The 20413-nt window shown below is 63.5% G+C and carries 18 protein-coding genes; 9 read left to right on the top strand and 9 right to left on the bottom strand.

Annotation, left to right across the window (positions count from 1 at the left end):
* The first annotated feature begins 132 nt into the window (after nt 1-132).
* Nucleotides 133-582, top strand: coding sequence for a type II 3-dehydroquinate dehydratase (aroQ, locus tag VA602_RS26420; protein ID WP_323454763.1), 450 nt, complete (start codon nt 133-135; stop codon nt 580-582).
* A complete protein-coding gene (locus tag VA602_RS26425) occupies nt 579-1427 on the top strand; it encodes a shikimate dehydrogenase (protein ID WP_112898349.1) in 849 nt (282 codons plus the stop codon). Before aroQ ends, VA602_RS26425 begins: the two co-directional genes overlap by 4 nt.
* A gap of 30 nt (nt 1428-1457) precedes the next feature.
* Here VA602_RS26425 and VA602_RS26430 read toward each other — a convergent pair whose 3' ends face one another.
* Nucleotides 1458-2027 (bottom strand): thioredoxin family protein, encoded by a 570-nt coding sequence (locus VA602_RS26430; protein ID WP_323454764.1) that lies wholly within the window; start codon nt 2025-2027, stop codon nt 1458-1460.
* Nucleotides 2017-2292 (bottom strand): DUF2790 domain-containing protein, encoded by a 276-nt coding sequence (locus VA602_RS26435; protein ID WP_323454765.1) that lies wholly within the window; start codon nt 2290-2292, stop codon nt 2017-2019. The genes VA602_RS26430 and VA602_RS26435 overlap by 11 nt, the downstream gene beginning before the upstream one ends.
* Nucleotides 2293-2509: 217 nt before the next feature.
* On the opposite strand from VA602_RS26435, the gene VA602_RS26440 reads away from it, so the two are divergent.
* From VA602_RS26440 to VA602_RS26455, 4 genes are all read left to right on the top strand, one after another.
* Nucleotides 2510-3250, top strand: coding sequence for a response regulator (locus VA602_RS26440; protein ID WP_054890710.1), 741 nt, complete (start codon nt 2510-2512; stop codon nt 3248-3250).
* Complete coding sequence (locus VA602_RS26445; protein WP_063545009.1) at nt 3247-4548, top strand: sensor histidine kinase; 1302 nt, start codon at nt 3247-3249, stop codon at nt 4546-4548. Before VA602_RS26440 ends, VA602_RS26445 begins: the two co-directional genes overlap by 4 nt.
* A 192-nt stretch (nt 4549-4740) precedes the next feature.
* Nucleotides 4741-5367, top strand: coding sequence for a ferric reductase-like transmembrane domain-containing protein (locus tag VA602_RS26450; protein WP_323454766.1), 627 nt, complete (start codon nt 4741-4743; stop codon nt 5365-5367).
* 15 nt (nt 5368-5382) lie between these two features.
* Nucleotides 5383-5877 (top strand): HvfX family Cu-binding RiPP maturation protein, encoded by a 495-nt coding sequence (locus VA602_RS26455; protein ID WP_153773731.1) that lies wholly within the window; start codon nt 5383-5385, stop codon nt 5875-5877.
* A 124-nt stretch (nt 5878-6001) separates the two neighbouring features.
* Here the strand turns inward: VA602_RS26455 and VA602_RS26460 are convergent, their stop codons facing one another.
* The 6 genes from VA602_RS26460 to VA602_RS26485 all read right to left on the bottom strand — a co-directional run bounded on the left by VA602_RS26460 (nt 6002) and on the right by VA602_RS26485 (nt 15966).
* Nucleotides 6002-6706, bottom strand: a complete 705-nt coding sequence (locus tag VA602_RS26460; protein WP_323454767.1) for an HvfC family RiPP maturation protein — start codon at nt 6704-6706, stop codon at nt 6002-6004.
* Complete coding sequence (locus VA602_RS26465) at nt 6699-7532, bottom strand: HvfB family MNIO-type RiPP peptide maturase (protein ID WP_323454768.1); 834 nt, start codon at nt 7530-7532, stop codon at nt 6699-6701. The genes VA602_RS26460 and VA602_RS26465 overlap by 8 nt, the downstream gene beginning before the upstream one ends.
* Before the next feature lie 315 nt (nt 7533-7847).
* On the bottom strand, nt 7848-8408 hold the full coding sequence (locus VA602_RS26470) for a DUF4174 domain-containing protein (RefSeq protein WP_323454769.1): 561 nt from the start codon (nt 8406-8408) through the stop codon (nt 7848-7850).
* A gap of 201 nt (nt 8409-8609) precedes the next feature.
* On the bottom strand, nt 8610-8975 hold the full coding sequence (locus VA602_RS26475) for a hypothetical protein (protein WP_323454770.1): 366 nt from the start codon (nt 8973-8975) through the stop codon (nt 8610-8612).
* Between the two features lie 15 nt (nt 8976-8990).
* On the bottom strand, nt 8991-13496 hold the full coding sequence (locus VA602_RS26480; protein ID WP_323454771.1) for an NEL-type E3 ubiquitin ligase domain-containing protein: 4506 nt from the start codon (nt 13494-13496) through the stop codon (nt 8991-8993).
* Nucleotides 13497-13605: 109 nt separating this feature from the next.
* The gene (locus tag VA602_RS26485) at nt 13606-15966 is read right to left on the bottom strand and encodes a DNA polymerase II (RefSeq protein WP_323454772.1); all 2361 of its coding nucleotides are present in this window, start codon (nt 15964-15966) and stop codon (nt 13606-13608) included.
* Nucleotides 15967-16164: 198 nt separating this feature from the next.
* On the opposite strand from VA602_RS26485, the gene VA602_RS26490 reads away from it, so the two are divergent.
* Nucleotides 16165-18318: a TonB-dependent siderophore receptor gene (locus VA602_RS26490; protein WP_323454773.1), complete on the top strand. Its 2154-nt coding sequence runs from the start codon at nt 16165-16167 to the stop codon at nt 18316-18318.
* Between the two features lie 27 nt (nt 18319-18345).
* Here the strand turns inward: VA602_RS26490 and VA602_RS26495 are convergent, their stop codons facing one another.
* Nucleotides 18346-18825 carry a VOC family protein gene (locus VA602_RS26495; RefSeq protein ID WP_153773738.1) on the bottom strand — a complete coding sequence of 160 codons (480 nt, stop codon included), beginning with the start codon at nt 18823-18825 and terminating at the stop codon, nt 18346-18348.
* 219 nt (nt 18826-19044) lie between these two features.
* Here VA602_RS26495 and VA602_RS26500 point away from each other — a divergent pair, with 219 nt between their 5' ends.
* Both VA602_RS26500 and VA602_RS26505 read left to right on the top strand, forming a co-directional pair.
* On the top strand, nt 19045-19614 hold the full coding sequence (locus tag VA602_RS26500) for a ComF family protein (RefSeq protein WP_323454774.1): 570 nt from the start codon (nt 19045-19047) through the stop codon (nt 19612-19614).
* Nucleotides 19614-20288 carry a hypothetical protein gene (locus VA602_RS26505; protein ID WP_323454775.1) on the top strand — a complete coding sequence of 225 codons (675 nt, stop codon included), beginning with the start codon at nt 19614-19616 and terminating at the stop codon, nt 20286-20288. Before VA602_RS26500 ends, VA602_RS26505 begins: the two co-directional genes overlap by 1 nt.
* Nucleotides 20289-20413 lie beyond the last annotated feature (125 nt).

The raw sequence follows: 20413 nt of genomic DNA on the forward strand, positions 1-20413 counted from the left end.
ATTCTGTAATCCAGCCGGAACGGTGGGCGATTATCGCCCCCGATTTTCATACCGAGCGGCGCCAGCTGATTTACAAAACTAACCGGATAGTACAAAACTTGTTGCAACCAACAATAAAAGCGATGCTGCGCCATGCCATCCCCCATCCTTGTACTCAACGGCCCCAACCTCAACCTGCTCGGCACCCGCGAACCTGGTCACTACGGCCGGGAAACCCTCGCCGACCTTGCCAATCTGTGCGCAGCCAGCGCCCGTGAGCTGGGCCTGGAAACCGAGTTTCGCCAGACCAACCACGAAGGTGAACTGATCGACTGGATACATGGCGCCCGTGGCCGCTGCGCCGGCATCCTGATCAATCCCGGCGCCTGGACCCACACTTCGGTTGCCATCCGTGACGCGCTGGTCGCCTGTGAACTGCCGGTGATCGAGGTGCACCTGTCCAACGTCTACAAGCGCGAGCCGTTCCGGCACCTCTCGTTCGTATCGGCGGTGGCCGTGGGGGTGATCTGCGGCTTGGGCAGCCAGGGCTACCGCGCAGCGCTTGCCCACTTCCAGCAACTGCTGCAGGAGGTCGCAGCATGACCCCGCACAGCATCCTCGCCGGCCTGATCGGGCGCGGCATCCAGGCCTCGCGCACACCTGCGCTGCACGAGCACGAAGGCGACGCCCAGGCCTTGCGCTACCTGTACCGGCTGATCGATGCCGACCAGCTGGGTGTGGACGACAGCGCCCTGCCCCGCTTGCTCGACGCGGCGCAGCACACCGGTTTTACCGGGTTGAACATCACCTTCCCGTTCAAGCAGGCGATCCTGCCGCTGCTCGATGAGCTATCGGACGAGGCGCGCGGCATCGGCGCCGTCAACACCGTGGTGTTCAAGGACGGCAGACGCATCGGCCACAACACCGACTGCCTGGGTTTCGCCGAAGGCCTGCGCCGAGGCCTGCCCGGCGTTGCTCGGCGCCAGGTAGTCCAAATGGGCGCTGGCGGCGCGGGGGCCGCGGTGGCTCATGCGTTGCTGGCCGAGGAAGTCGAGAGCCTGGTGCTGTTCGAGGTAGACCGCGCACGCGGGCAAGCGCTGGTGGACAACCTCAGCGCACGCTTCGGGGCCGGCCGCGCGCAGTTGGGCGAAAACCTGGCCCACACTTTGGCGACCGCCGACGGGCTGGTCAATACCACGCCGGTGGGCATGGCCAAGCTGCCGGGTACGCCGTTGCCGGTCGAACTGCTGCACAGGCGCTTGTGGGTGGCGGAGATCATCTACTTCCCACTCGAAACCGAGCTGTTGCGCCACGCCCGGGCGCTGGGCTGCCAGACACTCGACGGCGGCACCATGGCCGTGTTCCAGGCGGTCAAGGCATTCGAGCTGTTCAGCGGTCGCAAGGCCGACCCGATACGGATGCAGGCGCACTTTGCCAGTTTGCGCTGAGTGGCCCGCTGCAGCGGCGCTAGCCGGCGCCTACGTCGACGGCTCGGCCAGCAGCTCGCGGATCACCTGTTCCTGGCCAGCGTAGTCCCCTTCACCGAAATGCACATGGCGCACCTGCCCCTTGCGATCGACGAAGTAATGCGCCGGCCAGAACTGGTTGCCCCAGGCATTCCAGATCCGGTAGTCGTTGTCGACCGCCACCGGATAACCGATGTCGAGCGAGCGCACCTTCTGCCTGAGATTGCCCACATCATGCTCGTAGTCGTACTCCGGCGTATGCACGCCCACCACCACCAGCCCCTGGTCGGCATAGCGCTTGGCCCACTGGTTGACGTACGGCATGCTGCGCTTGCAGTTGATGCAGTCCCAGGTCCAGAAGTCCACCAGCACGACCTTGCCCTTGAGAGCAGGCGCATCCAGCGGCGGCGAGTTGATCCACGCCTGGGCACCTGCCAGCGAAGGCATCGGCCCCAGGTCGTCGCGCGCCAGCAGGTGCCCGGCCAGGCCCAGGCCTGCGAGCGCCAGGATCACACCGCCCACCTTGAGCCAGCGGCGTCGCCAGGGGCTGCCTGGCTCAGCCTGGCTGCGATCAGTTGTCATGGCAACCACCGGTGGCATAGGTACGGTACTCGACGCTCTGTGCCTGACCCTGCGAGTCCAGGTAATCCATGCGGGTATTGACCACGCCACAGGCGTTGCTGCGATCGTTCTTCACCGACAGTACGCGCTTGACGTCCAGGTGATCACCGTAGCGGTACTGCATGGCCTGGCTGTCGGGCATCGGTTGGGTGCTGGCCTGGGCGGCGATGGCGCCGAAGCTGAGTACGGCGAACAGGCTGGCAGTGGCAAGGGTCTTGAAGTTCATGGTGTATCTCCTGCGGGGCTTTAGGTGGAGAGCAGTTCACTCCCCGGTCGAGAGCCATTTGAAGCCCGCCAGGTATCGGCCATGTGTCGAGAAACGCGCGTGCTGCTTCGTTCTGTATCTGTGTCGCCGACAGATACACTGCAATACAAACACCCGCAGGCAAGCGAGCCGAGCCTCGTTACACTGTGCCCATCGCACTCATTACAGGACCACCATGATGGAACACGTCGATCACATCCTGATCGTCGACGACGACCGCGAAATTCGCGAGCTGGTCGGCAACTACCTGAAGAAGAACGGTCTGCGCACGAGCATCGTCGCCGACGGCCGGCAGATGCGCAGCTTCCTCGAAGGCAACTCCGTCGACCTGGTCGTGCTCGACATCATGATGCCCGGCGACGACGGCCTGTTGCTGTGCCGCGAACTGCGCGCCGGCAAGCACCGCAACACGCCAGTCCTGATGCTCACTGCACGCAACGACGAGACCGACCGCATCATCGGCCTGGAAATGGGCGCCGACGACTATCTGACCAAACCGTTCTCCGCCCGCGAGCTGCTGGCGCGGATCAATGCAGTGCTGCGCCGCACGCGCATGCTGCCGCCCAACCTCACCATCAGCGAAAGCAGCCGGCTGATCGCTTTCGGCCAATGGCGCCTGGACACCACCGCCCGTCACCTGCTCGACGACGAAGGCACCCTCGTGGCCTTGAGCGGCGCCGAGTACCGCCTTTTACGGGTATTCCTCGACCATCCGCAGCGGGTGCTCAGCCGCGAGCAACTGCTCAACCTCACCCAGGGCCGCGAAGCCGACATCTTCGACCGGTCCATCGACTTGCTGGTCAGCCGGTTGCGCCAGCGCCTGGGCGACGACGCGCGCGAGCCGACCTGCATCAAGACCGTGCGCAGCGAGGGCTATGTGTTCTCGCTGCCGGTCTCGCTGATCGAGTCGCCGACATGAAGTGGCCGGGCACCCTCGCTTCGCGCCTGGCGCTGATCTTCCTGACGGGGCTGGTGCTGGCCTACGGCTCCTCGTTCGGCCTTCAGTTCTACGAGCGCTATGTCAGCAGCCGCTCGATGATGCTGAGCAACCTGGAAATGGACGTCGCCACCTCGGTGGCCATCCTCGATCGCCTGCCCGCCGCCGAACGTGCTGGGTGGCTTGCGCGCCTGGAGCGTCACAACTACCGCTACCGCCTCGACCAAGGCCTTGTCGGCCAGAGCATGCCCAGCGCCGACCCGCCCATGGCAGCAGAGTCGATCGTCAAGGCGATCGGCAAGGACTATCACCTGACCTTCCAGGATATCCCCGGGCCGAACCCGCACTTCCAGGCGCACCTCAAGTTCGCCGACGGCGCGCCACTGACCATCGACGTCACCCCGGCCCCGGTGCCACTGGCCACCTGGCTACCGGTGGTGCTGTTGTTCCAGCTGGCGATCCTGCTGCTGTGCACCTGGCTTGCGGTACGCCTGGCGATCGGCCCGCTGACGCGCCTGGCCCAGGCCGTCGACCACCTCGACCCCGACAAGCCCGGGCCACAGCTGGATGAGAGCGGCCCGCGTGAGGTGAAGTACGCCGCCGTCGCCTTCAACGCCCTGCAGGCACGCATCGCCGCTTATCTCAAGGAGCGCATGCAATTGTTGGCCGCCATCTCCCATGACCTGCAGACACCGATCACGCGTATGAAGCTGCGCGTGGAAGTGATGGACGACGGGCTGGAGAAGGACAAACTGTGGAGCGACCTGAGTGCCATGGAGCATCTGGTGCGCGAGGGGGTAGCCTACGCCCGCAGCATGGACAGCAGCACCGAACAGCCATGCAAGGTCAATCTAGACGCGTTTCTCGACAGCCTGGTATTCGATTACCAGGACAGCGGTGCGCAGGTCGTACGCTGCGGCGACACCGACACGGTGCTGCACACCCGCCCCCATGCCCTGCGCCGAGTCCTGGTCAACCTGCTGGACAACGCCTTGAAGTTCGCCGGCTCTGCGCGCCTGGAAGTCAGCCACCGGAGTACCGGCGACACCCTGATCCGGGTGCTCGACGAAGGTCCGGGGATTCCCGAGCAGGAGTTGGGCGAGGTGCTCAAACCCTTCTATCGGGTCGAAGGTTCACGCAATCGCAGTACCGGTGGGACCGGGCTAGGGCTGGCAATTGCCCATCAACTGACCCAGGCCATGGGTGGGCGACTGAGCCTGAGCAATCGTGAAAGCGGTGGGCTGTGCGCCCAGATAGAACTGCCGCCCTCGCACCTGTAGAAATAACCCTGCCTATAGGAGGGGTCTCCCCTCCTTCCCTCGGGTCTTGTACGGTTCTGTAGCACACCCGCCTAACGGTACACGCCGATACACAATCCGCGCCTGGCCGACACACTGCAGATACCCCTTCCCAACACACTCCCAGCCACAACAACGCGACGGCATTCGCCGTCGACGACCTGGGAGCTGCTCATGAAAAACCTCGCGTTACCCTCCGGCTGGAAGCTGTTCGCTGCCCTTGCCGGCCTGACCCTGCTGATGACCGGGCTGGCCCTGTGGATGCACCCCGTCGACTCTGCCGATGCCCTGCGCACCGCCATCCGCGCCACCGCGCGCAGCTCCTTCGCGCTGTTCCTGCTGACATTCCTCGCCTCCTCGCTGGTGACCCTGTTGCCTGGTGCCTTCAGCCGCCAGGTACTGCGTGAACGACGCGTCCTCGGGTTGGCCTTCGCCTTCTCCCACACGGTTCACGGCGTGCTGATCTACCTCTATGCGCAACGCTTCCCGGAGCTGTTCTGGGCCGGGCGCACCGCAGTGGCCAACATTCCCGGCAGTGTCGGCTACCTGTTCATCCTGTTGTTGACCCTGACCTCGTTCAAAGGCGCCATGCGCCTCCTAGGCGGCCGCCTGTGGCGAGGCCTGCACAGCACCGGCACCTGGGTGCTGGCCGGGGTGTTCTGCCTGTCGTTCTACAAGCGCATCCCCATGGGCGGCTGGTACCCGCTGGCATTCGCCCTGATGTTCGCCGCCATCGTCCTCAAGCTCACCGCAAAACGCGCTCAACACCTGCGCCGCGCCAAACCCGCCCTTTCCTGCTGAAGCGAGACCTGCACCATGACAACACTGATCAATCGCACCCTTGCACGTATCGACAACACCGGCAACTGGAGCGCGGACCTGCCGCTGCGGCTGTTCCTGGCCTGGGAGTTCTTCGAGTCGGGCCTTGAAAAGTTCAATGGCAACAACTGGTTCGTCGACTTGCAGGCCAACTTCCCCTTCCCGTTCAACATGCTGCCCGCTGAGTTCAACTGGCAGGTGTCGATGTGGGCCGAGCTGATCTGTCCGTTGCTCCTGCTGCTGGGCTTCGGTACACGCCTGGCCTCGGTCGTGTTGGCCGTGGTGACGGTCGTCGCGATCGCCTCCGTGCACTGGCCGGCACATTGGTCGTCACTGACTGAGCTGGCCCAGGGCTATACCATTACCGACCGCGGCTTCGGCAACTTCAAGCTTCCGCTGATCTACCTGGTGGCGTTGCTGCCCCTGATACTCAAGGGATCGGGTCGTCTGAGCCTGGATTATTGGCTGACTCGCCGCTGGCAGCACGGCTGACCAAGGGTCTGCAGAACACAAAGCCCACGCCTGTTACCAGGTGTGGGCTTTGTGTTTTTCGCGAAGTGGAAACACCCGTGGATGGGCCCGCACGATTGATACGGGCACCTGTTGAGGCGCCCCGTCAGGGCGCCCGGGTTCCAATGATCACACCCTGGGCGCGCAACCCTTCGAGCATTGCTCTCCCGCCCTCGAGCGACGCCTCGCCCCCCAGCGCCAGCAAGCGCTCACGCCCGCTGCCCGAGGCGTTCAACAGCTGCCACGCCAGTGGCGCCAGGCGAGAAAAGTGCACCTTGAATCCTGCATCGCGGTGTACCAGCAGCAGGGACGGCATCTCTGGCGCCTGTTCAGGCTGGTAACCCGGGCCGATTTGCTCCACCGGCCACTGGTAAGCCAGCACCTGGGCCACACAGGAGAGCAGCGGCTCGCCGTCGAGCATATCGCCGTCTGGATCGTGTGCCGGGTCCTGCGCATCAGTGAGGCTCAGGTACGCCTCGATCCACTCGTAATGCGCCAGTTCCAGTTGCCAGGGTGCATCCAGCTCGACACCCTGCAGGTAATCGATGAAGCACTCGGCGATTTCGGTGAACAACGGGGTCTGGCTGCGATAGTTGGCGTAGAAGTCGCGCACCCGGGCATGCCAGACCTGATCGCCCAAGGTCCTGCGCATCACCGGGAAACTGCCGGCCAGCAAGCCCTCGATGGCACCGTAGAACAGCTCGCGGTAGACCCTCAACCGCCGCGCCTCGATACCGGGTGGCGCCGGATGGCGCAGCGGGTCGCGCAGGTGACGGGCCAGGGTGAATTGTTGCTCGCGCAGCTCAGTCATGGCGCAACCCTCCGGCAGCCTGCTGCAGCGCCCGGATGCGTGCAGTCTCGGCCAGCAGCTCGGCCATGGGCGGGTAGTTGAAATCGCGCTCCAGCACTGTCGGCTGGTTGCCGAAACGCTGGCAAGCGATCGAGAACAGCGTCCATACGTCTTCCTTCACCGCAGCGCCGTGGGTATCGACCTTCAAGTCCGGCGCCTCGTCGTAGTGCCCCGCCACATGCATGCCAACCACCCGTTCGCGCGGCAGCCCTTCGAGAAAGGCCAATGCGTCGTATCGATGGTTGCAGGCATTGACGAAGACGTTGTTGACGTCCAGCAGCAGGTCACAGTCGGCTTCCTCGAGCACGGCGCAGATGAACGACAACTCGCTCATCGCCTGGTAAGGCGCGGCGTAGTAGCTGATGTTTTCCACCGCGATACGTCGGCCCAGACAATCCTGGGCCTGGCGGATACGCGCAGAGACATGGCGGACAGCTTCGTCGGTGAAAGGAATAGGCATCAGATCGTAGAGATGGCCATCATCGCTGCAATAACTCAGGTGTTCGCTGTACAGCTTCACCTGGTATCGGTCCATGAAACGGCGGGTGCTATCGAGCAGCTTCAGGTCCAGCGCCTCGGGGCCGCCCAGCGACAGTGACAGGCCATGGCAAGCGATTGCGAAACGTTCGGCGAGCTGCGCCAGGCCATGGCCAAAGGCGCCGCCGACATTGATCCAGTTCTCCGGGGCGCATTCGAGAAAGTCCACGGTGCCTGGCTCCAGTTTCAGCAGTTCAGCAAGCAGGCCGCGGCGCAAACCAAGGCCGGTGAGCAAGGGTTGGGAATGCATGAGAGAAGTCTCCGTAGGGGCCGGAAACGACTGCGGGGCAAGCCGCCTTCCGTTGAACGATGGAAGATGGCTTGCCCCGCGCGCTAACCGGCGAGAGGTCAGATTTGTCGAATGAAATGGCAGAACGGCGGGAGAAGATTGCAGATAGCGGTCATGGCAAGGCTCCACATCGGTCGAAAGGTCAGCTCATTTCGCCGCAATGGTGTGTCCTTGGTGTATCGGGCAATGGCGGAATTTGTATGGCAATCGGTCACCGGGGCCCGGTGATACAGTGCGATACAAAAACGCCGGTCTGCAAAGACCGGCGCGGGGGGTTCAGTCGTCCAGTGGCTTGGGCGGTGCTGCCGGCTTGGCTGGTTTGGCGGCCTTGCCAGTTTCTTTCGCTTTGGGCTCTGCGGCCGGGGTGGCCGCTACCGGCTCGGGTGTCGCGATGGCTTTCTCAGCGGCGGGCAATTCGTCAACCGCCTTGAAAATCGCCTGCGGGTCGATCTTCTCACCGCTTTCATCATCCTTGAGCATGTGCCGCTCGCCATCCTTGCCGATCAGGATCACCTTGGTGCCTTTGCTCGCGCCAAGCTTGAGCTCGCGGATCAGCGCCATGGTGGTCTGCTGCTCGAGGTTCTTGTCTTCGCGTTTGCCCATCATCTGGGCAACGCTGAACAGCACCAGGTTGCGCTCCTTGAACCCGGCCTGGGTGGCTGGATCCTTCAAGGCCTCTTCCAGCCCGCGCAAGGTCGGGTCGGCGCTGCTGGGGGCGATCACGACCAATGGCCGTGCCTTGCCCAGCTCCTTGGCCAGGGGCGCATCGCTGTCGGCCGCCAATAGCGGGGCGGCGACGGCAAGCAGGGTGGCGAGGGTCAGTGACCGGACGAGCATCTGTATCTCCTTGTTCTCTCGATATATCAATGACTACAGATCATAGAGAAAGATCCGAAACGGAGCCTAAACCACCTGTGGTGGACCATGCGCTGTGCAAAGGTAACTTCCGGTGTCCAGACCTTCGCTCAGGAGGTACGGAAATGGCCGGCACCCACTGCAGAGCATAGCCCAACAATGAACGCCGGCCCCCTTCGCCGCTCAGCCCATGCCGCTGCCACGGCTTGGTCCAGGCTGCGGCTCGGAAGCACCCGGTTCCAGCTGGGATGGGTTCTGCGCCAGCGCGGCTCGGGTCAGTTCTATGATCCGTGCCTGCACCGCCGCATCGTGCTCGGTCGACAGCAGGTCCATCGTCTGGCGAAAGGTCTGTGAATCCATGCCTGTGCCAAGCGCGCGCATGCGCTCGGCGAATTCGCTATCGACCAAGCGCATCTCAAGGCTGGCACGCTGCTCGCGCAGTTGCCGGTCGATATCGGCCTGCCGCTGCTGATGGTCCTCCAGGGCGTCCCCCCTCAGGCCGTCGGCTTGAAGGCTCAGTTGGCCGGACTGCGCCTGCAGCCGCTGCACCTCGTCACGCAGGGCTTACAAGGTATCGTCATAGGATCGGGCGCCTGATGAATCATCGCCAGCCATCTCCTGAACCACCTCGATACGCTCGAAGAACGGCTTCTTGATGGCGTCGAACTCCGCTTGATGGCTGTTCTTGAGATGCTCTGTCCAGAATTCACGCATGAACAGCGACTCGACCATGGCCTGCTCGGTTTCCCCCTCGCGCAGCCGCTGGCGGGCGGCAGCCAGACGCTCGGGAGTCAAGCCGGCAGTCTGCTGGTAGGCGATGTCTGCCGGTTGTGCAGGCAGATCGAAGTCATCGCGCAGCATGACACGGTAGGCCAGTTCCACCTCGACTTCATCGGGGTCACGCCCCGCGACCACACGAGCGGCAATGTCATCGACGGCAATCCGTTCGATTTCATCCAGGCGCCACAGCTGCCGTCCCAGGCGAACCAATGCCGCATCCTGGGCACCCGCCTTGGCGTCGACCAGCGCCTTCCAGACCAGCATGCGCACTTCCAGTCGGCTGAAGTTACCGATGACACTGTCCTGGCAGGTCCTGGGCAACATCGCCTGGGTGAACAGTTCCTCGCGCAACTCGGCATGCTCGCGCATCGCAAGCATCATGCTGGTCACTCGCCGCCCAAGATCGGCGCCATGATTGCGAAAATCCAGTGTCTCCAGCAGGCGGCGCAACAAGGCCATGAAGTCGGCGCTGCCCGGCGCCTCGGCCAGCCCATTCCAGTACTCGTCGAACTGTGCGGTGGCGCCTGATTCGATCACCCGTTGCCAGGTATTTCGGGCACTGTCGAGCGCAGCAGCACCCTCCTCCGCTTGATCACTGACATTTTCGGCTTCCAGCTCCTCTTCAATTATCAGTTGATGACGAATCATGAAGCTGCGCAGTCGCTCGGTCGACGCGGCGCTCAGCGGGTTCTCGCTCAACAGCACCGCGCGGGCGTACCACCTCGGGGCACTGAAGAAGTGATCGGGAAGTTCGACAATTGCGTTGTGACGCAGGTCAGCGACCACCAAAGAGCCTCGACTCAGCAAGCCCTCGGGCAACTCGCTGATTCCGGTGTGTGCCAGTTGCAGGGAGTTCAGGTGCGGCATGCCCGCCACGGAAAAACTGCGCCCCAATGGGTTGTACGACAAATCCAGCAGCCTCAGGTGCGTCAGTTGCAGCAGCGTGGTCGCCTGGCGATCGTCCAGCATGATCTGATTGCCGGTCAGGTCCAGCTCACGCAGTCGCGACAGGTGACGTAACCGGGGCGGCAGGCGGGTAAGCCTGTTGTTGGGTAACTCGAGGACTTCCAGGCGACTGAACGCCCGCATGAATGTGCTGGAAATCTCGGTCAGGCCAATGCCGCGCAACGACAACGACACCACCTGATCGAAGCGAACCTGTTGCGAAAGCTCCGGGAGCGACTGCAGCGACACGGTCCACAGGTTCAAGCGTTGACCGATCACGCGCCCGTTCTGGTCGTACACCCTGGGCAGCGTGCGCCGCCAGGCCGCAAGCAAGGCGTCACGCATGTAGACCCTTTCGCCACGGGCGCTCAGGCTCATGGGCTGATTGGTCCACAATTGCAGGTCCGTCTCCAGCACGGCCAACTCATCCTCAAGCCGACTCAGCTCGGTGTGAATGTTCCCGCCGCTGTTGCCAAGCGTCACCAGCCAGGCCTGTGCATCGTTGTCGCTCAGGTTCGGGTAGAGGTTACGCACCCTGGCGAACAACGGCCGGTCTCGCCCCCGTCCTCCTCCGCGACCGCTCAACGGGTAACCGACCCGGCCATCCGCCAGACGTTGCGGCGCGCGGAACCAGCCTGCGGAGGCCCGCCTGCCGAGCATCGTCTGGACGTCCGCCCGACGGGCCGCGGTCGCGCGCGCCAGGGTCACACGCAGGTTGTGGGCCAGGGGCTCGCCCAATCCCAGGGCCTCCCGCTGAGGGCCATCCATCGCACTGCTCAGGACCTCGAACAACTCCCCTTCCCCGAGCACCGCCTCGGTTGCCCCATCGAGCAGTAGGAAGTCCCCATCGGTGTGAACCAGTGTCAGAGTGCGAACGGCCTGTGTGCGGTCTATCGACAGCAGCACCGGGCCGTTCGCAGAGCCCTCGCACAAGCGCCAGGCCACGTTGCGCGAAGCACCCGGCAGGGTGTCGAGCACCTGCAGCGCAACACGGGCAAGGTCGGCATTCTGGCTAGCGTCCAGGTACAACCCTTCGAACACTCGGGCCACTCTGATACGCCACACCGCAGCGCCCGCCTTTGAAGCAAGGTCCATCGCAACCCGGCCGTCATCCAGCAAGCGCTGGCGATCCACAACACTGGCTTCGCGCATCAGTTGCGCAGCCGCTCGACCGTGCAATGAAGCGAACTGCCGACACAGACGCTGGACGCCTGCGTCCCCCGGTGGCTGCTCCAACGCATACAGCTGCTCGAACAGACGCCTTCGTTCGGACCAGATCAACTCCGCCAATGCCTGGTCCGAAGCACCCGCTGCGCCGGGCAGTAACCGCGCCTGATCAAGCACGGCCTCTTCGGTGGGCATGACCCCGCCGCGCAATTGCCTGACCACTCGACGGATTCGCAGGTCCAGCCGATACCGAACGACACTGTCCTGCCATTCGCCATGGGCCACGCGCCCCTCCACATGTACCGCTCGCAGATGCCGGGCCTGTATGTCGTGGGCGAGCAGGATCTCATCGATCTGGTCGTCATCCAGCTCGGCAAAGTCATGGCCCAGGCGCCGGAAAGAGCGCCGAGGGTCATCCCACTCCAGCGGTTGCTCCCACCACAACCGCCAGCTACCCGCGCCATTGTGTCTGAGCACCGGCGCATGGTTGTCGTCACCCTGCAGGCGCCAGCGCTGATCGCTGCCCTGCGCAACGCGATAGTACTGACCATCCATTTCAACCCAACAGCCTTCGCCGGCCCGGTATACACCCAGGTCGTCACGCACGGCCCCCGCAGGCGGCGCACTGCGAAAGGGTGTGAGGTCTTCTTTCCACAGCCGCGTGCTGCCGTCCTCCAGCCGCACCGGCAATAGGCTATCGACGAGTGCCGAACGGCTCCAGGCCGCTCGCGCCAGCTGCGCACCTGCCGCCGTAGCCGCAATCATGGCGACATCGCCGGCGACGTTGAGCAGGTGATCGAGTGCCTCGCTGCTGTCCCCCTCGTGCCAGGCCTCGACACCGTGGTAGACCTCACCCAGCAGTTGCCATGCGCTTACCGCGAGCAACACCGCGCCCAGGGCCGGCACGAAAAGCCCCGCTATGCTGAGCAAAGCCCAGCCCTCTGCGGACAAGCGCTGATCATGCTCACGCCGGACCTGTTCATCCACAGCAGCCGAGGGCACGGCGATCATCGCCGCATCGGCCTTGACCTGCGCGATGCGCGCACGACCCAGCGCAATGAACAGCGAGCCCTCCAAGGTACTGGCGGTGGCCTGATCGCTGATCTCCCAAGGATGCATGTGCTCTTCCAACGCAATGTTCGCCAGGTCGGACACGCCCTGGTAGCCCGAAGCCACAGCAGAAAAGAACGACTGCGCATCGCGGCGCAACACGAAGCGGCTGAAGAAACGCTGATACCCGGGCAGCCGCAAGCGCTTGCCTAGGTCATTGGCAAAGTAGCGCAGGTTGGGGAACGCGCTCCATGGGGTCGCGGGGTCGCCCGGAATATGGACCAGCACGCGGTGGCTGGAGCTGTACAGGGGGCTGAGGGTCTCATCGCGCACATCCAGCACCACGATCTGCTCCAGGGTGCACGCCAACAGGCTCAGGCGCTTGCACTGTACCGGTCGTCCTTCGAAGGTCAACGGGGCTTTCTGCGCGCAGAGATTCTGCACCAGCACGTATTCGTCCTCGCTCAGGACGCCTTTGAGCCGAGCGACACAGGCATCGGCCAGCATGCCGTAGCGATGGGCACGGCCGAACACCGAGTCGGCGCCAGCCTCCGAATCGCTGTACAGCTCCAGCACCGTGTGCAAATGGCGCTGGTATTGACCGCCCAGGTCCAGTGACCGGCACAGCGCAGCGAAATGACGCGCACTGGGCAGCCGGGCAGAGCCATTGCCGGGATCGCCTAGCCGGGTACCGGGTAACTGCCCGCCGTCCTCGGTTTCCTCCTCGCGGAAGTTGCCCAGCGCCGCCTCGAGCAGGGGCATCTGCGTGTACACCGGCACCGTCACCGGATAGCCGATGGGTATCGAGGTCAGCACCGGCTCACGGTGTCCACGCCGAAACTGCAACGTACGGACATCGAAAGGCTCGTCGACATGGGGCTTGAGGGCCTCGGCCAGACGAGTCTGGGCAAAGCTGTCCAGGGGTTCCAACTGCCCCATGATGGCTTGAGCCCGCGTCTGGAAGTACACGCTGAGCTGCATCGCCTCGTGCAACTGCTTCACCTGTTCCGGGGAGGCCTGACGCAGCCAGTCCGGCAAACGCTCCCCAATCACGGCGTCCTGATGCAAGGCCGGAAAATCGGGGACGGTCGTGGCGTCTTCTTCGCGCTGTTCGCGGGGGGTCGGCATGGCATCGCGCTCCTTGAAAAAAGAAGCGCAGGCTAGGTGGCAGGGGCCCCGCTCGGGCAGTAGATAGATGCCACCCCGACGGCGGCCCACCGAGCGTGCGGCGGGGCCCTCAGAAGAGCAGGAGCTGGCGATCGGTCAGGCTGGCGAAATCATCCCCAACGAACGGCAGGATCGCATCCGCCACCGGCTGCAACTGCCGGCTCAGGTAGTGCTCGTGATCGACTGGCGACTGCAGGTTCTCCAGAGGCTCCGGGCCTGCCGTGGTGATGAGGTAGCTGATCCAGCCTCCCCGCTGGTATTGCAGCGGGCGACCCAGGCGCAGGTTGTATTCATCGGCAAGGCGCGCGGCGCGCACATGGGGTGGCACGTTGCGCTGGTAGTCCTGCAAAGGGCGACGCAGCCGCTTGCGATACACCAGCAGTTCATCCTGTTCGCCCAACAGCGTGCGTCGTACATAATCGCGCACATAGTCGCGGTAGGGTTGGCCCCGAAAGATCCGGCCATACAGCTCCTGCTGGAACTGCCGAGCCAGCGGCGACCAGTCGGTGCGTACCGACTCCAGCCCTTTGTACACCACCTCGTCCTGGCCGTCTGCGCGCTGTACCAACCCGGCATAGCGCTTCTTGCTGCCCTCCTCGGTGCCGCGGATGGTCGGCATCAGGAAGCGCCGGTAGTGGGTTTCGAACTGCAGCTCCAGCGCACTGTGCAGCCCCAGCTCTTGATCCAAATGCTCGCGCCACCACTGGTTGACCTCAGCCAACAGTGCACGCCCGATACGCGCCGCCTGCTCCTCGTCGTGCGCCCCCTTGAGCCAGACGAAGGTGGAGTCGGTGTCGCCATAGATCACGTCATAACCACGTGCTTCGATCAGCGCTCGGGTCTGGCGCATGATCTGATGCCCGCGCAGGGTGATCGACGATGCCAGGCGCGGGTCGAAGAACCGACAACCGCTGGAGCCAAGCACGCCGTAGAAGGCATTCATGATGATCTTCAGGGCCTGGGACAACGGGGCGTTACCCGCTTTCTTCGCCGCTTCGCGATTCTGCCAGACCCGCTCGACGATGGCTGGCAAGGCGTGGCGGGTACGCGAGAAGCGGGCGCCACGAAAGCCCTCGACCGAGCTTGTCTGATCGGGCTCGCGCAAGCCTTCCACCAGCCCCACCGGGTCGATCAGGAAGGTACGGATGATCGACGGGTACAGGCTCTTGTAGTCCAGCACCAGCACCGATTCGTACAAGCCTGGCCGCGAGTCCATGACGAACCCGCCTGGGCTGGCCTCGCCCTCGCGGCTGCCCAGGCTCGGCGCGACGAAGCCCAGCCGGTGCATGGCCGGGATGTAAAGGTGACAGAACGCCGCCACCGAGCCGCCGCTGCGGTCCACCGGCAGGCCAGTCACCGTGGCACGTTCAAGAAGGAAGTCGAGCAGCCGGGTGTGCTCGAAGATGCGGGTGACCAGCTCGCAATCCTTGAGGTTGTAGCGCGCCAGGGCCGGCTTGTCCTCGGCGAACATCCGGTTGATCTCATCCATGCGCTGGTAGGGAGTGTCGATGGCCTTGCCTTCGCCCAGCAGGGTCTGGGCGACGTTTTCCAGGCTGAACGAGGGGAAGCTCCAGGTCGCCGAGCGCAGGGCTTCGATGCCGTCGATCAATAGCCGCCCCGGCGCATCGGCGAAGAAATGCGTGCGGCTGCCATGCTCGCGCAGGGTCATCGGCGCACCATCGCGGCCCAGGCACAGAGGCACCTGCAACTGCCGAGCGTGATCGTGGAGGATACGCAGGTCGAACTGCACCAGGTTCCAGCCGATGATCGCGTCCGGGTCGTGACGCTCCAACCAGCGGTTGAGGCATTCGAGCAACTGGCCACGGTCGGCGCAGTAGTGCAGGTCGAAATCCTCCACCTGCATTGGGCCGTTGGGAGGTCCGAGCATGTAGACCTGGCGCTGACCGCATCCCTCCAGCGCGATGCTGTACAGCTCGCCCCGTTCGCTGGTCTCGATATCCAGAGACACCAGGCGCAGGCTCGGGCGGTAATCCGGATGAGGCTTGAGCTGGGCATCCACGACCGTTCCCTGGGCATCGACACGACCACCGAACAAGACCGGCGCGGTAATGAAGCGCTCCATCAGATAGCGCTCCGGCGGTCGGATGTCGGCTTCCAGCACCTCGACGCCGGCCGTGCGCAAGCGTTTGTCCAAGGCCATCAGTTGGCGGTGTTGGCGGCAGTAAAGGCCCATCACCGGCCGCTGCTGAAAGTCGCGCAGTTCAAGGGGGCGCAGCTCTGCGCCCGGCTCATCGCCGAGCAACAGTTGTGCATGTGCGGCCTGCTGCGCGGGCACGAACGCCACCGAAACCTGCGCGCCCAGGCGTACACGCCGGGGGCCCTGGTCGGTGGCCAGCCAGAACTCCACACACGTGCCGTCGGGGGTGTCATGCCAATGGCGGGTCAGGACAAAACCCTGCTGCAGCTCCACATGGACCTCACACACTTGATCAAGCGCGAATTCTACCCGCTTTGCGCAAGCCCCGGGACGTTTGGCGATTCTGCAACACGCGGGCAGATGTGAAAAATTTGTCGATTTTTTGGCATACCACGCTTTCGAGGCGCGACAAATCCTGACAAACTTATTGCCAATCATTCTCATAAGCACTAGCAACAAGGATATCCAGGCATGCCCCCTGCTGCTCCGCCTCGTCGTTTCGCGCTCAACCTGCTGACCCTGGCCATCGGTTTCAGCACCCTGCCCCATGCCATGGCTGACGACCAGCAACCACCCGCAGCGCTGGAACTGGGCGCCACCGAGATCAGCGACAACCGGCTGGGCAGCACCACCGAAGGCAGCACGTCCTACACCACCGGCGCCATGAACACCGCGACCAAGCTGCCGTTGACCATGCGCGAGACCCCGCAGGCGGTCACCGTGATCACCCGTCAGCGCATGGACGACCAGAACATGACCAGCATCAACGACGTGGCCCGCTACACCCCGGGGCTGTTCCTCAACCAGTCCAGCGGCCCCGGCCGCCAGAGCTACACCGCCCGAGGCTTCGACGTCGACAACCTGATGTACGACGGCATCCCAAGCGCGTATACCGGTTGGGTGGTTGGCGCCCAACCCAACCTGGCGATGTTCGACCGCGTCGAAGTGGTTCGCGGCTCCACCGGCCTGGTCACAGGCGCCGGTACACCATCAGCGGCCATCAACCTGGTGCGCAAGCGCCCACTGGCCGAACAGAAAGTCACCGTCACCGGCGCGGCCGGTAGCTGGGACAACTACCGCGGCGAGCTCGACGCCTCCAGCCCGCTCAACGACAGCGGCACCCTGCGCGGCCGGATAGTGACCTCCTACCGCGACGCCAACGGATTCCGTGATGGTCAGGAAGAAAACCATGGGCTGTTCTATGCCATCAGCGAAGCCGACCTGAGCGACGACACCACCTTGACCCTGGGCTTTTCGCACCAGAAGGACAAGACCAATTTCTTCTGGGGGGCCATCCCGACCGACCTCAGCGGCCATCATCTGGATGTGTCGCGTTCGTACAACCCCGGCACCGACTGGGAAGACAAGGACCAGGAGATCAACACTCTCTTCGCCGAAGTGCGCCACCACCTGGCCAATGACTGGAAGCTGCAGGTCAACGCCAACTACAGCGAGCAGAACGCGCTGTTCCGCGGCTCTTACCTGTCGCGCTGGAACACCGCCAAGACCCTGAGCAGGACGGTCTACCAGTCCGCGCACGACGAGAACCAACTGGGTCTCGACGCCTTTGCCAGCGGCCCCTTCGAGCTGCTGGGCCGCAGCCATGAATTGGTGCTGGGTGCCAGCAAGCGCATCTACGACATGAACGAGCGCGAATACAGCCCCTATGACACCGACTATCCGCTCGATAGCGGCAAGCCGAACTTCCTGCACACTGGCAACAGTCGCTACCTGATCAACCAGGAAGGCGTCTACGCCACCACCCGCCTGAGCCTGGCAGACCCGCTCAAGCTGATTCTCGGCGGGCGCCTGGACTGGTACGACTACGACCAGCGCGACAACAACGACGGCGACTACAAGGTGACCCGCAATGTCACCCGCTATGGCGGCCTGATCTACGACCTGGACGAGCATCACTCGGTGTATATGAGCTACACCGACATCTTCACTCCGCAGAGCGGCAAGGATGTCTCCGGCAAGCCGATCATCCCGATCGTCGGCAAGAACTATGAAGTCGGCATCAAAGGCGAATACTTCGACGGTGCCCTGAACGCCAGCCTTGCGGTGTTCCGTATCGACCAGGAAAACCGCCAGGTCCAGATCGGCGCGGCCAACTGCCCGCAGATGACCTGCTATGAAGCCTCGGGCGAAGTACGCAGCCAAGGTATCGATTTCGAACTGCAGGGTGCACTGACCGACCATTGGCAGATCGGCACCGGCTACACCTACGCCCGCGTGCACACCATCAAGGACGAGAAGAACCCGGCGAGCGTCAACAAGCCGCTCAAGTCCGACACGCCCGAACACCAGTTCAAGCTGTTCACCACCTACCGCTTCCAGGGCCCGCTGGAAAAACTGCGAGTGGGCGGCGGCATCACCTGGCAGAGCCGCATGTACAACGACATCCCGGTCAATGGCGGCAACTATCGGTTGGTACAAGGTAGCTACGCAGTCACCGACCTGTTGGCCGGCTACCAGGTCAACCAGCATCTGGACCTGCAGCTCAACGCCAACAACATCTTCGACAGGAAGTACTACTCGTCCATTTCGAAGTCGGTGGACTACGGCGGCGACACCTTCGGCGATCCACGCAACCTGATGCTGACGGCCAAGTACAGCTTCTGACCCTCGCGGGCTGGCGGGCCAGGCCTGTCAGCCCTTGATCGCGCGCTCGATCGTGGCGATGTCGATCTTGTCCATCTTCATCATCGCCTCGAACGCCCGCTTGGCTGCCGCGCGGTCGCTACCGCCGACCGCGTCGGTCAGCACCCGCGGGCTGATCTGCCACGACAACCCCCATTTATCCTTGCACCAGCCGCACACGCTGGCCTGGCCACCGTTATCGATGATCGCGTGCCAGTAGCGATCGGTCTCGGCCTGGTCGTCAGTGGCCACCTGGAACGAAAACGCCTCGGAATGCTTGAACGCGCCCCCACCATTGAGGCCCAGGCACGGGATGCCCATCACGATAAACTCCACCGTAAGCACATCACCCTCCTTGCCCGAGGGGTAGTCGCCCGGCGCCTTGTGCACGGCCACCACACGGCTGTCGGGGAAAGTGTCGGCGTAGAACTGCGCCGCCGCCTCGGCATCGCTGTCGAACCACAGGCAGATAGTGTTCTTGCTGGGCATGGCAGGCTCCCGGATCGGTGGATGATCCTGAGCAGTCTAGCCGGGCCCGTCACAGGTAACTGACGAGGGCGACACACGGACAGCTCGGAATTTTCCTACGCAAGAAACGGAAAGCGAGAAGTCGAAATTGGGACTTCCCCGTCGCAACATTGCCACCGCGGCTGATTGATTGATAGCCGTTCGAACATCTCTGGCATATCAACGACAAGGAAGCCCCACATGGACATACGCGAACTGCCGGGCAACGACGCCTGGGATTACGGTATCAGCCTCGACAAACATGTCCTCTACAGCGTGCCGGTCGGCGAAAACGCCCAAGGCTACATGCAGTTCGACACCACCCGCACCGCCATCGGCGAGGCTGTATTCCAGCTCAAGTACCGCGACGACTACGACCTGGTGGACTTCCTCGCAGAATCTGTCGCCCAGGCGATACAGAATGTCCCGGTGGATGTCGTGCTGCCCATGCCCGCCAGCCGCCAGCGTACTCGCCAGCCCGTGCACGCGGTGGCAGAACGGGTAGCCCAGTTGCTGGAGCTCGAGTACTGCGACCAGACACTGATCAAGCACAGCAGCACCGTCGCAATGAAAGACCTGGCGACCTATGAGGAGCGTTGCGCTGCGCTGCAAGGTTGCTTTGTCACCCACGACAAACTTCACCCGTGCAATATCCTGCTGCTCGACGACCTGTTCGACACTGGCGCCTCGCTGGAAGCCGCCTGTACCGCCCTGCGCGGATACGCTAGCATCCGCTCAATTGCAGTCGTCACCCTTACACGGAGGCATTGATGCCGAAGGTTTTCATCTCCGGCTCGATCACGCTCAAGCGTCTCGCCCCCCAGGTCGAGGCGCGGCTCGACAATATCGTTGCCAGCGGCCATGAAGTGCTGGTCGGTGACGCCGCAGGCGTGGACCAATGCGTGCAGCAGTATTTCGCCAATCGCCAGTACGCCGCCGTTACGGTGTACTGCACCGGTGACACGCCTCGCCACAACCTTGGTGCGTGGCCACTCGTGGCTGTCTGCCCACCCGCCAATGCCAAGGGCCGCGCGTTCTACACCGCCAAGGACCTCGAAATGGCCGAAGCAGCCGATTTCGGCCTGATGATCTGGGACGGCAAAAGCCCCGGCACCTTGAGCAATGTCTTCGAACTGCTGGACAGAGCCCGGAAGTCGGTGGTTTACCGTCAGGCCGCGGGATTGTTCTGCAACGTCCATTGTCTGGACGATCTGCAGGCGCTCATCGCCCAGATGGACGAGCCGGCTCGCCTGGAGGCCGACAAGAAGGTCGGCTTGTCCAGGCGGATCGAACGGCTGTCGAGGAAAGTCGAAGATCCGGTAACCATTCGTCAGCAGATCGATGAACACCTCACGGCCATCGCCCGTCACCAACGCCGGGTGGCCGAGTTGCAAGCCAAGCTGGACGCGATCTCTACATCCACCGGCGCCGACCTGTTCTCCTGAAGGCAACCGGCCGGGCGCCGGTTGCCTGTGGAAAGGTTTGAACATTCAGCCCGCACACGACTCAATACGGGATTGACGCCCTTTTCGGACATCCGTACGATTTATTCGTACATCCGTACGAAATT

This window comes from Pseudomonas machongensis, from assembly GCF_034961125.1.
GTDB classification, from domain to species: domain Bacteria; phylum Pseudomonadota; class Gammaproteobacteria; order Pseudomonadales; family Pseudomonadaceae; genus Aquipseudomonas; species Aquipseudomonas machongensis.

Bases quoted from the DNA above. Each gene is read 5' to 3' on its own strand.
- aroQ (WP_323454763.1), top strand. From the start codon at position 133: ATGCCATCCCCCATCCTTGTACTCAACGGCCCCAACCTCAACCTGCTC.
- VA602_RS26425 (WP_112898349.1), top strand. From the start codon at position 579: ATGACCCCGCACAGCATCCTCGCCGGCCTGATCGGGCGCGGCATCCAG.
- VA602_RS26430 (WP_323454764.1), bottom strand. From the start codon at position 2,027: ATGACAACTGATCGCAGCCAGGCTGAGCCAGGCAGCCCCTGGCGACGC.
- VA602_RS26435 (WP_323454765.1), bottom strand. From the start codon at position 2,292: ATGAACTTCAAGACCCTTGCCACTGCCAGCCTGTTCGCCGTACTCAGC.
- VA602_RS26440 (WP_054890710.1), top strand. From the start codon at position 2,510: ATGGAACACGTCGATCACATCCTGATCGTCGACGACGACCGCGAAATT.
- VA602_RS26445 (WP_063545009.1), top strand. From the start codon at position 3,247: ATGAAGTGGCCGGGCACCCTCGCTTCGCGCCTGGCGCTGATCTTCCTG.
- VA602_RS26450 (WP_323454766.1), top strand. From the start codon at position 4,741: ATGAAAAACCTCGCGTTACCCTCCGGCTGGAAGCTGTTCGCTGCCCTT.
- VA602_RS26455 (WP_153773731.1), top strand. From the start codon at position 5,383: ATGACAACACTGATCAATCGCACCCTTGCACGTATCGACAACACCGGC.
- VA602_RS26460 (WP_323454767.1), bottom strand. From the start codon at position 6,706: ATGACTGAGCTGCGCGAGCAACAATTCACCCTGGCCCGTCACCTGCGC.
- VA602_RS26465 (WP_323454768.1), bottom strand. From the start codon at position 7,532: ATGCATTCCCAACCCTTGCTCACCGGCCTTGGTTTGCGCCGCGGCCTG.
- VA602_RS26470 (WP_323454769.1), bottom strand. From the start codon at position 8,408: ATGCTCGTCCGGTCACTGACCCTCGCCACCCTGCTTGCCGTCGCCGCC.
- VA602_RS26480 (WP_323454771.1), bottom strand. From the start codon at position 13,496: ATGCCGACCCCCCGCGAACAGCGCGAAGAAGACGCCACGACCGTCCCC.
- VA602_RS26490 (WP_323454773.1), top strand. From the start codon at position 16,165: ATGCCCCCTGCTGCTCCGCCTCGTCGTTTCGCGCTCAACCTGCTGACC.
- VA602_RS26495 (WP_153773738.1), bottom strand. From the start codon at position 18,825: ATGCCCAGCAAGAACACTATCTGCCTGTGGTTCGACAGCGATGCCGAG.
- VA602_RS26500 (WP_323454774.1), top strand. From the start codon at position 19,045: ATGGACATACGCGAACTGCCGGGCAACGACGCCTGGGATTACGGTATC.
- VA602_RS26505 (WP_323454775.1), top strand. From the start codon at position 19,614: ATGCCGAAGGTTTTCATCTCCGGCTCGATCACGCTCAAGCGTCTCGCC.